The 12077-nt window shown below is 36.7% G+C and carries 12 protein-coding genes; 4 read left to right on the top strand and 8 right to left on the bottom strand.

Annotation, left to right across the window (positions count from 1 at the left end; translation table 11 throughout):
- Positions 1-39 precede the first annotated feature (39 nt).
- The 4 genes from ribF (at position 40) to ispH (ending at position 5509) form a co-directional block, all read left to right on the top strand.
- Positions 40-978: a bifunctional riboflavin kinase/FAD synthetase gene (gene ribF / locus PF272_RS07595; protein WP_271142282.1), complete on the top strand. Its 939-nt coding sequence runs from the start codon at positions 40-42 to the stop codon at positions 976-978.
- A gap of 143 nt (positions 979-1121) precedes the next feature.
- A complete protein-coding gene (ileS, locus tag PF272_RS07600; RefSeq protein ID WP_271142283.1) occupies positions 1122-3941 on the top strand; it encodes an isoleucine--tRNA ligase in 2820 nt (939 codons plus the stop codon).
- A gap of 123 nt (positions 3942-4064) precedes the next feature.
- Positions 4065-4562: a signal peptidase II gene (gene lspA, locus PF272_RS07605; RefSeq protein WP_271142284.1), complete on the top strand. Its 498-nt coding sequence runs from the start codon at positions 4065-4067 to the stop codon at positions 4560-4562.
- A gap of 2 nt (positions 4563-4564) precedes the next feature.
- Entirely contained in the window at positions 4565-5509 is a 945-nt protein-coding gene (gene ispH / locus PF272_RS07610; RefSeq protein ID WP_271142285.1) for a 4-hydroxy-3-methylbut-2-enyl diphosphate reductase, read from the top strand.
- A gap of 77 nt (positions 5510-5586) precedes the next feature.
- On the opposite strand, the gene gnd is transcribed toward ispH, so the two are convergent.
- The 8 genes from gnd to cysQ form a co-directional block, all read right to left on the bottom strand.
- Positions 5587-7041 carry a decarboxylating NADP(+)-dependent phosphogluconate dehydrogenase gene (gnd, locus tag PF272_RS07615; RefSeq protein ID WP_271142286.1) on the bottom strand — a complete coding sequence of 485 codons (1455 nt, stop codon included), beginning with the start codon at positions 7039-7041 and terminating at the stop codon, positions 5587-5589.
- 63 nt (positions 7042-7104) lie between these two features.
- Positions 7105-7494, bottom strand: coding sequence for a GNAT family N-acetyltransferase (locus PF272_RS07620; protein WP_271142287.1), 390 nt, complete (start codon positions 7492-7494; stop codon positions 7105-7107).
- A gap of 26 nt (positions 7495-7520) precedes the next feature.
- The gene (locus tag PF272_RS07625; protein ID WP_271142288.1) at positions 7521-8192 is read right to left on the bottom strand and encodes a hypothetical protein; all 672 of its coding nucleotides are present in this window, start codon (positions 8190-8192) and stop codon (positions 7521-7523) included.
- A 3-nt stretch (positions 8193-8195) separates the two neighbouring features.
- The gene (locus PF272_RS07630) at positions 8196-8501 is read right to left on the bottom strand and encodes a nucleotidyltransferase family protein (protein ID WP_065237696.1); all 306 of its coding nucleotides are present in this window, start codon (positions 8499-8501) and stop codon (positions 8196-8198) included.
- A 1-nt stretch (position 8502) separates the two neighbouring features.
- Positions 8503-8928, bottom strand: coding sequence for a nucleotidyltransferase substrate binding protein (locus PF272_RS07635; protein ID WP_271142289.1), 426 nt, complete (start codon positions 8926-8928; stop codon positions 8503-8505).
- 19 nt (positions 8929-8947) lie between these two features.
- Complete coding sequence (pgl, locus tag PF272_RS07640; RefSeq protein WP_271142290.1) at positions 8948-9658, bottom strand: 6-phosphogluconolactonase; 711 nt, start codon at positions 9656-9658, stop codon at positions 8948-8950.
- Between the two features lie 2 nt (positions 9659-9660).
- On the bottom strand, positions 9661-11160 hold the full coding sequence (zwf, locus tag PF272_RS07645) for a glucose-6-phosphate dehydrogenase (protein ID WP_271142291.1): 1500 nt from the start codon (positions 11158-11160) through the stop codon (positions 9661-9663).
- 102 nt (positions 11161-11262) lie between these two features.
- The gene (gene cysQ / locus PF272_RS07650) at positions 11263-12072 is read right to left on the bottom strand and encodes a 3'(2'),5'-bisphosphate nucleotidase CysQ (protein ID WP_271142292.1); all 810 of its coding nucleotides are present in this window, start codon (positions 12070-12072) and stop codon (positions 11263-11265) included.
- Between the last annotated feature and the right edge of the window lie 5 nt (positions 12073-12077).

The following is a 12077-nucleotide window of genomic DNA, read 5'->3' on the forward strand; positions in this document are numbered from 1 at the left end:
CGCATTTTTTGTAACCTTTTTGATGAGCTAATAGCAATAATGCAGTTAATTCGAGGTCTTTATAATTTACCTACCTTTCCGCAAGGTTGTGCACTGACTATCGGTAATTTTGATGGTGTGCATTTAGGGCATCAAACCATTTTGCGGCATCTTAAGCAAAAAGCAGCACAATTAGGGTTACCAACAGTTGTGATGTTATTTGAACCACAAGCAAAAGAATTTTTCTTAAAAGAGAAAGCCCCCGCTCGTTTAATGCGTTTGCGTGATAAGCTTACTCACTTAGCTCGTTTTGATATTGATTACGTTTTTTGTGTTTCGTTCAATCAGCATTTTGCACAACAAACCACTACGGAATTCATTCAACATTATTTAATTGATAAATTGAAAGTTAAATTCCTCAGCGTAGGTGATGATTTTCGGTTTGGTGTGAATCGGAGTGGTAATTTCACGACTTTACAAGCTGCAGGCAAACAGTATGGTTTCCAAGTAGAAAATAATACGAGTTATTGTTTAGCTAATTTGCGTGTAAGCAGTACCGCGATTCGTCAGGCATTAGCAGAAGATAAGCTCGATCAAGTCGAGCAAATGCTAGGGCGTCCATATAGTATTTTAGGACGAGTTGTGCATGGTAATGAATTAGGGAGAACGATTGGGTTTCCAACCGCCAACATTGGATTACACCGTAATGTGAACCCGATTCAAGGGGTATATGCAGTAGAAATTAGGGATAAGCTAGGTAATCATCACTATGGTGTTGCTAATGTTGGTAATCGACCAACCATTAATGGAGTAAAACCTTTATTAGAAGTTCATCTATTTGATTTTAATGGTGATCTTTACGGGAAAACCTTAGAAATTTTCTTCAAGTCTAAATTACGTTCAGAAATTAAATTCCCATCATTTGATGCATTGCGTGCACAAATTGCACGTGATGCGGAAAATGCAAAAATGTATTTTCAACAAAATGGTGAAAAATAATCAAATTTTTTGATAAGTTTGTTTGCATAGCGATCTAAAAAAAGCTATAAAAGAGCGTTTACCAGCGAGATTTTGGTAGTAATGATAGAAATCTAGCTAATTCAATTTGATTTAACTTTTATTATTATTTACGGAATAAAAACATGTCTAAAGAAACAACTGATTATAAAAGCACGTTAAACCTGCCTGAAACAGGTTTCCCAATGCGTGGTGATTTGGCAAAACGTGAGCCTGCCATGTTAAAAAATTGGTATGACAAAAATCTTTATCAAAAGATCCGTCAGGCAAGTAAAGGGAAGAAAACATTTATTTTGCACGATGGCCCTCCTTATGCAAATGGTACGATCCATATTGGACATGCAGTAAATAAAATTTTAAAAGATATTATTGTTAAATCAAAAACAGCACTTGGTTATGACTCTCCTTATATTCCAGGTTGGGACTGCCATGGATTACCGATTGAACTTAAAGTAGAAGGATTAGTGGGTAAGCCAAATGAAAAAGTATCTGCAGCGGAATTCCGTGAAGCATGCCGTGCTTATGCAAAAGAGCAAGTTGAAGGACAGAAAAAAGATTTCATTCGTTTAGGGGTGATTGGGGATTGGGACAATCCTTATCTCACCATGAATTTTGCGACAGAAGCGAATATTATTCGTACTTTAGGCAATGTGATTAAAAATGGTCACCTCTACAAAGGTTCAAAACCTGTTCATTGGTGTTTAGATTGTGGCTCGGCATTGGCAGAAGCGGAAGTTGAATATTACGATAAAACCTCCCCATCAATTTATGTGCGTTTTAATGCAGTAGATGAAGCCGCAGTATTAGCGAAATTCAATTTACAACAAACAGGCGAAGGAAAAATTTCTGCTGTTATTTGGACGACAACACCATGGACATTACCATCTAACCGTGCCATTGCGTTACATCCAGAATTAGAATATCAATTAATTCAAGTTAATGGTGAACGTTTAATTTTAACCACAGAACTTGTTGATAGTGTGATGAAAGCGATTGGTGCAAGTGACTATCAGGTACTTGGTATTGCTAAAGGAAAAGATTTAGAGTTATTACAATTCCAACATCCTTTCTATGATTATGTTGTGCCATTTATCCTTGGTGAACATGTGGGGAATGATGCAGGTACAGGGTTAGTACATACCGCACCAGATCATGGTCATGATGACTTTATTGTAGGGCAACAATATAACTTACCAATGGCTGGCCTCATTGGTAATGATGGTAAATTTAATAGCCAAGCTCAATTCTTTGCAGGTGAAAATGTCTTTGATGCTAATCCATTAGTTGTCAAAAAATTGGAAGAGGTGGGAGCATTATTAAAAGTCGAGAAGATCTCGCATAGTTATCCACACTGCTGGCGTCATAAAACACCGATTATTTTCCGTGCGACACCACAATGGTTTATCGGTATGGATGTTAAAGGGCTACGTACCCAAGCATTAGGCGAAATTAAACGTGTACGTTGGATTCCAGATTGGGGACAAGCTCGTATTGAGTCAATGGTCGCAAATCGTCCAGACTGGTGTATTTCTCGCCAACGTACTTGGGGTGTACCATTAACTTTATTTATTCATAAAGAAACCGAAGCGTTACATCCACGTACTTTAGAATTAATTGAAGAAGTGGCTAAACGCGTAGAAGAAAAAGGTATCCAAGCATGGTGGGATCTCGATATTAATGAAGTATTAGGGGAAGACGCTAAAGAGTATCAAAAAGTACCTGATACCCTAGATGTTTGGTTTGACTCTGGATCAACGTATTCTGCGGTTGCAAAACATCGTCCTGAATTTGGTGGTAATGAAGTTGATATGTATCTTGAAGGTTCAGACCAACATCGTGGTTGGTTCATGTCTTCTTTAATGTTATCAACAGCAACGGATAATAAATCACCATATAAACAAGTATTAACACACGGATTTACCGTTGATGGACAAGGACGCAAGATGTCTAAATCAATCGGTAATATTGTTACACCACAAGAAGTTATGGATAAATTTGGTGGTGATATTTTACGCTTATGGGTTGGTTCATCAGACTATACAGGCGAAATTGCGGTATCAGATGAAATCTTTAAGCGTGCGGCAGATTCATATCGCCGTATCCGTAATACTGCACGTTTCTTATTAGCTAACTTAAATGGTTTTGATCCAAAACGTGATATGGTGCCAGCAGAGCAAATGATTGTGTTAGATCGTTGGGCAGTAGCTTGTGCATTACAGGCACAAGAAGAGATCAAACATTCTTATGATAATTATCAATTCCATGAAGTCGTACAACGTATTATGCGTTTCTGCTCAATTGAAATGGGATCATTCTATTTAGATATTATCAAAGACCGTCAATATACAACGAAAGCGGATAGTATTGCTCGTCGTAGTTGTCAAACTGCGTTATATCATATTGCAGAAGCGTTAGTGCGCTGGATTGCACCAATTCTTTCATTCACTGCAGATGAAATCTGGCAATATTTACCAGGCAAACGTAGTGAATTTGTCTTTATGGAAGAGTTCTATAATGGGCTATTTGCGTTAGCAGATGATGAAGCAATGAATGATGCTTACTGGCAGGAAGTGCTAAAAGTAAGAGCAGAAGTTAACCGTGTGTTAGAACAAGCTCGTAATGATAAAGTTATTGGTGCTGCGTTAGCAGCAGAAGTGACTTTATATGCTAACCCACATTATAGTAATTTATTAGCAAAATTAGGTGATGAATTACGTTTTGTATTAATTACATCTAAAGCAGAAGTAAAACCGTTGGCAGATGCAGATGTTGCAGAAGGTGAATTAAGCGGATTAGCTGTAAAAGTTGTCGCATCACAAGCGGAAAAATGTCCTCGTTGTTGGCATTATTCTGATACAGTAGGACAAAATAGCGAACATCCACACCTCTGTTCTCGTTGTGTAGAGAATGTTGCAGGTGAAGGTGAAACTCGTCAATTTGCTTAATTTGGTTTTATTAAAGCTAAAATTAATCGGAGATCACTGCTAGGATTGACTTAGCAGTGATCCTTTTTTATGGTGAAAGAGTAAATTGTCTTTAGATAAAAATCAGTAGAAATGAGCGTGTTTATGAAGCAAAAACAAGCAAATGGATTAATTTTTTTGTGGTTAAGTGTCGTAGCATTTGTCCTTGATTTAGGAACAAAATGGCTGGTTGTAACACGTTTTGAGCTATATGAAAGTATCAATATATTACCGATTTTTAATTTAACTTATGTAAGAAACTACGGTGCGGCATTTAGTTTTTTAGCCGATCATAGTGGCTGGCAAAAATATTTTTTTGTATTAATTGCCGTAGCGATTTCTAGTTTATTGTTATTTTGGTTAGCACGTTCGCCACGAAATAAAACACTGCTCAATAGCGCTTATGCGTTGATTATCGGTGGTGCATTAGCCAATATGGTCGATCGTGTATATCATGGTTTTGTTGTTGATTTTCTTGATTTTTATTGGCGTATTTATCATTACCCAGTCTTTAATGTTGCTGATATTGCAATTTGTGTTGGTGCAGGGTTAATGATTTTAGATTATATAAAGAATGATAAGAAAGGCTCGCAGGAAGGTTAATTATGAAGATTATCTTAGCCAATCCAAGAGGATTTTGTGCTGGTGTTGACCGAGCAATTAGTATTGTTGAATTAGCTTTAGAAATTCATGGCGCACCAATTTATGTGCGTCATGAAGTTGTACACAATCGTTTTGTGGTAGAAGGATTACGTCAGCGAGGAGCGATTTTTGTCGAGGAATTGAGTGAAGTACCAGATGGTGCGATTGTCATATTTTCAGCCCATGGTGTTTCTCAGGCAGTGCGTCAAGAAGCAAAGGATCGTAATTTAAAGGTGTTTGATGCGACTTGTCCGTTGGTAACAAAAGTTCATATGCAGGTGGCTCGAGCAAGCCGTAAAGGGACAAAGGCAATCTTAATTGGGCATAAAGGACACCCAGAAGTTGAAGGCACGATGGGACAATATGATAATCAATCGGGGGGGATTTATTTAATCGAGGATGTAGAGGATATTGTAAAGCTTCCTGTGTCTGATCAAGATGATTTAACCTTTATGACGCAAACAACATTATCAATTGATGACACAGTCGAAGTCATTGAAGCATTAAAAGCGAAATACCCTGCGATTCAAGGGCCACGTAAGAATGATATCTGTTATGCGACAACCAATCGTCAGCATGCAGTGAAAGAGTTAGCGGTACAGTCAGATTTAGTTATAGTAGTAGGTTCTAAAAATTCATCTAATTCTAATCGTTTAGCGGAATTGGCTTCTCGGATGGGCGTGGCTGCTAAGTTAATTGATGATGCTGCTGATATTGATCCTACTTGGTTAGAAAATGTAAAAGTGATTGGTATTACAGCAGGAGCTTCAGCGCCAGAAGTCTTGGTTCAATCCGTAGTTCGTCGTTTAGTAGAATTAGGCGCAACTTCAGTAGAAGAGTTAGCTGGATGTGAAGAAAATACTGTGTTTGAAGTACCAAAAGAGTTACGGATCACAGAAGTAAATTAAGTAGCAAAAGCCTATTACAAAACAAAAAATCGCACAGTGTATTGCTATTACTGTGCGATTTTTTTGTCAGTTATTGACTATACATCATAAGTAGTTGATGCGGTATCACCACCATGTCCAGTCCAGTTAGTATGGAAGAATTCACCGCGTGGTTTATCGGTACGTTCATAAGTATGTGCACCGAAGTAGTCACGTTGAGCTTGAAGTAAGTTTGCTGGTAAACGTGCCGTAGTATAACCATCTAAGAAGGTTAATGCAGATGCCATACAAGGCATTGGTAATCCAATTTCTACTGCTTTAGCAACGACTTGACGCCATGCAGTTAAACAATCTTTTAAGATGCTATTGAAATAAGGGTCAGAACCTAAGAATACGAGATCTGGATTTGCTGTATAAGCATCACGAATATTACCTAGGAATGCACTGCGGATAATGCAACCTTCACGCCATAAGAGGGCTGTATTACCATAGTTAAGATCCCATTGATAGTTTTCTGAGGCTTCACGAATTAACATAAAGCCTTGCGCATAAGAGATAATTTTTGATGCAAGTAATGCTTTACGTACCGCTTCTACCCATTCTTTCTTATCACCATTTACTGGTTGAATTGTATTATCAAATAATTTTGCAGCTGCTAGGCGTTGTTCTTTAAATGAAGAAACACAACGAGCAAAAACAGCTTCACTAATTAATGTTAATGGAATACCAAGATCTAACGCATTAATTCCTGTCCATTTACCAGTTCCTTTTTGACCTGCAGTATCAAGAATTTTTTCAACTAATGGTTGACCATCTTCATCTTGGTAAGCAAGAATATCAGCAGTAATATCAATTAAGTAGCTGCTTAATTCAGTGTTTTTCCATTCACTAAAGATCGCTTGCATTTCAGGATAACTTAACCCTAAACCCTCTTTGAGGAAGTGGTATGCTTCACAAATTAATTGCATATCACCGTATTCAATCCCGTTATGTACCATTTTAACGAAATGACCAGCACCATCTTTACCTACCCAATCACAGCAAGGCTCACCTGCTGGTGTTTTAGCTGAAATAGCTTGTAGGATTGGTTTAACATATGGCCAAGCTTCTTCATTACCTCCTGGCATAATTGATGGACCACGTCTTGCCCCTTCTTCACCACCAGATACACCAGTACCAATAAAGCGAATACCTTTCTCTTTTAATGCCGCAACGCGACGGTTTGTATCCGGGTAATTTGAATTTCCACCATCAATAATAATATCGCCAGCTTCAAGATAAGGCACAAGATTATCAATGAATTGATCAATCACGTTTCCAGCACGTACCATTAACATAATTTTGCGTGGTTTTTCGAGTTTATCGACAAGATCTTGTAATGAATAAGCACCAATAATATTAGTCCCTTTTGCCGCACCTTGAAGAAATTCATCAACTTTTGAAGTTGTACGGTTATAAGCAACTACTTTAAACCCGTGGTCATTCATATTTAAAATGAGGTTTTGTCCCATTACCGCTAAACCGATAACACCAATATCGCCTTTTTGGCTCATATTTTGCTCCTGTATTTTCCCAATATTTAAGTTAACTATATTTGTTATATAGCTGTGAAACCTTTATTTTACCCATGCGCTTGGATGTTGGGTAAAACCAATATGCGGATAATAATTTATTGCCTGCGGTGCAGAGAGTAAAATAATTTTACATTCTGCATCAAGCTGCTCTTTTAAAGTTTGAATTAATTGTTTGCCAATGCCTTGTTTTTGCCATTGTTCACTTACCGCTAAATCACTTAGATAGCAACAATAGGCAAAATCTGTTACTGCACGAGCTGCACCTACCAGATGTTCGCCGTGCCAAGCCGTAATTAATAGATCGGCGTGTTGTAACATCTTGGATATTTTATCAATATCATCAATTGGTCTGCGTGCACCAAGCGTTGTTTGCTTTAATAATTCAATATATTGTTGAGCTGTGAGTTGGGTATCTGTTCTATAAATAATCATTGTTTCTGTCTTTTAAGTTATTGCGTTTATGGTTGTGAGATACTCTTCTCTCCAGAACATATACTATTATTATTTCTCTCACAGTAGGTAACCATTTTAATAATGTTACTGCCTGGATAAATTACTAATGCTCTAAATTGATCATTATCTAATTGGTTGATAAAAATTCTCGCATTGTCGGCTTTCCAACTGGCTAATTCAATATTGCTCATTGCGCCACTAATTAATAATTTTTTGTCATTAATATAATGAAATGGCGGTACAAAATATTCTGTACTCTCTATTTTATTAATATAATGATTGTCGATACAATCGTCTAAATAATATTGTTTTTTATATTGATCACGAATCTGTTCAAAGGGTATTTCAGTGTAAGTTTCCTTGATTTTATCAAAATCTATCCATCGTTCTTTTTGATAATAGTGGTTATAACAATATTTCATTTCCCATTCTTGGAACCGAGTTTGTAAAACCAAGTTACTCTCGCCATATAATATCTTTTGTAAGATTATCTGATTATTTTGATTAATATTTTCAAAAGATCTTGTTGTGGTAATATAATCATCAATATAAAAAATAATAGAGATAACACCAAAAAGTAATAATATCCCAAAAATAAATACAACAATCGGAATAAATATAATCATTAGGGGAATAAAAATAATCATCCCTATTTTTTGTTTTATATTTTTCACCATAAATTAAGAGCTTTTGGCTTGTATAACAACATATTTTTGCTTAATAATTTGCTGAAATTTTTGTGATGTTGCGACCCAATCCACTACATCTACCGTATAAGGTAAATCACTCTCTGAAAATGCATTTTCAACTTGACAGAGTGTTCTTAAATCAAGCGGTTGCTCACTTATTATCACTAAATCTAAATCAGAAAATGTAGTCGCTGTCCCTTTTACCCTTGAACCAAAAGCCCATACTTCATAATTTGGCAAATAAGTCTGCAAAATTTGCTGCACAATAACTAAATGTTGCGGTTGAATATCAAGCATTTTAATTTCGCTGTTTTAGTTGTGTTAATAGTGTTTGTGCAGATTGCAGAAATCCCGAAATATCATGATAGATTTGCTGAGCTTTATTGTGATCATAAGTATCCGAGGTAATATTACGCATTTTACGATATAACAACCAATCATCCATACTTGTGATTAATCCTGCTTTTGCACTCAAACGCAAAACATCTCTAAAGTCGCTACTATCAATTTCTTCAGGTGTTTCAACTATTTGCTTTAATTGTCGTTTGAGCATTTTGATACTTAACTCATAGACAAATTCAAATTTTTGAATTGCCCCTGCAATTAATGTATCTTGCACGATACTTTCTTGTTGATTAAACCATTGTTTATCAGCTAACTTTTCAATTGTATCGTGAAGAGAGATAAACGCATTTTCTAATACTGACAGATCAAGTTTTTCCATTAGTTACCTCTCATATTGCTTACAATAAAGCCGCTGCCTCTTTATCTAAATACCACTCTGTCATACCCTGTTGAGATTTAATTTTCGCTGCAGGATAAGGTAAATCTTCAGCGGCAGTCGTTTGAATCTGATTCAGAATTTTGGCTTTGCTAACACCAGTTACCAAATAGGTAACTCGTTTTGCATTTTCAATTAAGCGTGCTGTTTTAGAAATACGATACTGCCCACTTTCAGGATGTTGTGCAATCAGCGCTAGATTTGGATCAGCAAAATTGGTTTGATGTGGGAATAAAGAGGCAGTATGCCCATCAGTTCCCATACCAAGAATAACCCAATCAAAAACAGGTAAGCCATTTTGTGTTGTTGCAATAGCTTGCAGATCTTGTTCAAAACGTACTAATCCTTGCTCTGGTGTTAATTCACCATAAATACGATGGATATTTTCATTCGGAATCGCAATATGATCGAATAATAAACGTTGCACCTCACCATAATTACTTTCTGGATCAGATGGTGGCACACAACGTTCATCTCCCCACCAAAAATGTAAATTTTGCCATTGAATTGCTGTGTTATAGGGTGGTTTTGCTAAAGTCTGAAACAATAATTTAGGCGTACTGCCACCTGATAAGGAAATATGGATTGCAGTTCCTAATTGACTATAACGCTTAAACTCTTCGGCAATATGTTCTACAGCTGCTTGTGCAGTGGTAAAAATTTGGTAATTCATATTTATAGCTCGCAGTAATTGGTATCAGTAAGATTTTTACAAGGGAAACGCCATTCACGTTGGCTACGACTCATAAGTTTATCTGCCGCATCAGGTCCCCAAGTTCCACACGCATAACCATGAATTTTTGGATTGCCTGCTTTGTAATCTAAAATTGGTTGTACAAATTGCCATGCTGCTTGCACTGCATCACTACGCGTAAACAGGGTTGCATCGCCATTTAATGCATCGAGTAATAGGCGTTCATAAGCTGAGAATAAATGCCCTTCAGCAATAGAATCATAGTGGAAATCCATTGCAACTTCTTTTGCTTTAAAGCCAGAACCTGGTTGTTTTAAACCAAAACTCATCACAATACCTTCATCTGGTTGAATACGGATAATTAATTTATTTTCTGGCGCATTCATATTAAACACTGGATGAGGTGTTTTCTTGAAGTGGATAACAATTTCGGTAACACGTGTTGGCATCCGTTTACCACTACGCACATAGAATGGAACACCACTCCAACGCCAGTTATCAATCGTTAAGCGTAATGCGACATAGGTTTCGGTACGAGATTGAGGATCGACGCCTTTTTCTTCTCGATAGCCCGGTAATTCTACACCACGAACTTTAGAACGGGTGTATTGCCCTAAAACGAGATTTTCTTCTAAGGATTCTGCGGTTAATGGATGTAGGCTTTGTAATACTTTCACTACTTCATCACGCATTGATTTTGCATTGATAACGGCTGGACTTTCCATTGCCACTAAAGCGAGAACTTGTAGTAAATGGTTTTGGAACATATCACGCATTGCACCAGAACCATCGTAATAACCGCCTCGTTCTTCAACACCTAAGGCTTCAGCACCGGTGATTTCTACATAATCAATATAGTTTCGATTCCATAATGGTTCAAATAGACCATTAGAAAAACGTAATACTAATAAATTTTGTACAGTTTCTTTACCTAAATAGTGATCGATACGATAGATTTGGTGCTCTGCAAAGGATTGATGGATTTTGTCATCTAAATCAATGGAAGATTGCAAATCATAACCAAATGGTTTTTCAACAATTAGACGTTTCCAACCTTCAGATTCATCGTTTAAATTATGTGCTGCCAGACATTCTGGAATAACCCCATATAAACTTGGTGGTGTTGATAAATAATACAGAACGTTATGCTGACCATTATGACGAAAGTTCAATTCAACTAAGCGATTTTTGATTTTTTCATAATCATTAACGTTTTTGGTATCAATCGCTTGATAATAAATATGTTGCAAGAAGGCTTCTAAAATGCCTTCATTCACTTTTTCATTTTCAATTAGGCTTTGGCGTAATTTATCACGAAATGCATTATCACTATATTCAGTACGACTTACGCCTAAAATAGCAAAATCATCTGAAAGCTGTTCATTTTCAAAAAGTTGGTACAATGCAGGGATCAATTTACGGTGTGTAAGATCGCCTGATGCACCAAAAATAACGATAGTATTATTTTCTGGTTTTTGCATATCTTTGAATTCCTACCTATAACGACTTTAAACTTTGTTAGTACTATCATCTTACGGATAAAACCGATTAAGGCTAATCGGTTTTATCTAAGGTAATGATAACTATTGTTGTAATAAAATTTGACGCCAATCCCAGTGCCGATCTCCCACAACAATAAAATGTGGGTTCACAAAGGTATTGCGTTGATTATATGTGAGCGGTTGTTGTGAAAGTGTGAAAATATCACCGCCACTTTCCTGTAAAATTAACTGTGCAGCAGCGGTATCCCATTCGCCTGTATCACCTAAACGAATATAGCAGTCACATTGTTGGCGTGCAACTAATGTACTTTTCAAGCCACTTGAACCATAAGTAATAAATTGATAATTAAATTTAGGATTTAATACAGATAAAACTTTCTGCTGATTATTACTTTTACCAATCGCAATTGTAATTGGTTTTTGCGGATCGAACGGATGGCGGCTATTTAAAGGTTGTAGTTGTTGATTTTGACGGAAGAATGCACCTTGACCTTTAACTGCATAGAATGTCTGATTTAGTACAGGAGCATGGATAATGCCAATAATAGGGTGTTGCTCTTCGATAAGTGCAATCAGTACAGAAAATTGATCTGTGCGATCAATAAATTGTTGGGTGCCATCTAGGGGATCAATTAACCAATAGCGTTGCCATTTTTGGCGTTCAGCTAAGGGAATTGCACAATTTTCTTCAGAAAGTACAGGAGTATAGGGATCAATTTGCTGTAAAGCTTGTACAAGATAGCGACTGACAGCCAGATCAGCCTCTGTAACAGGAGTATGATCGGCTTTAATTTTAATATTTACTTTGTGTTGGTAGAACGTTTTTAACTGTTCGCCAGCTTGATAAGCGATATTCAATGCTTGTTCGAGCAAGGTTGAGAGTGATTGCATATTGA

It is taken from the genome of Gallibacterium faecale, assembly GCF_027920745.1.
Lineage (GTDB): Bacteria > Pseudomonadota > Gammaproteobacteria > Enterobacterales > Pasteurellaceae > Gallibacterium > Gallibacterium faecale.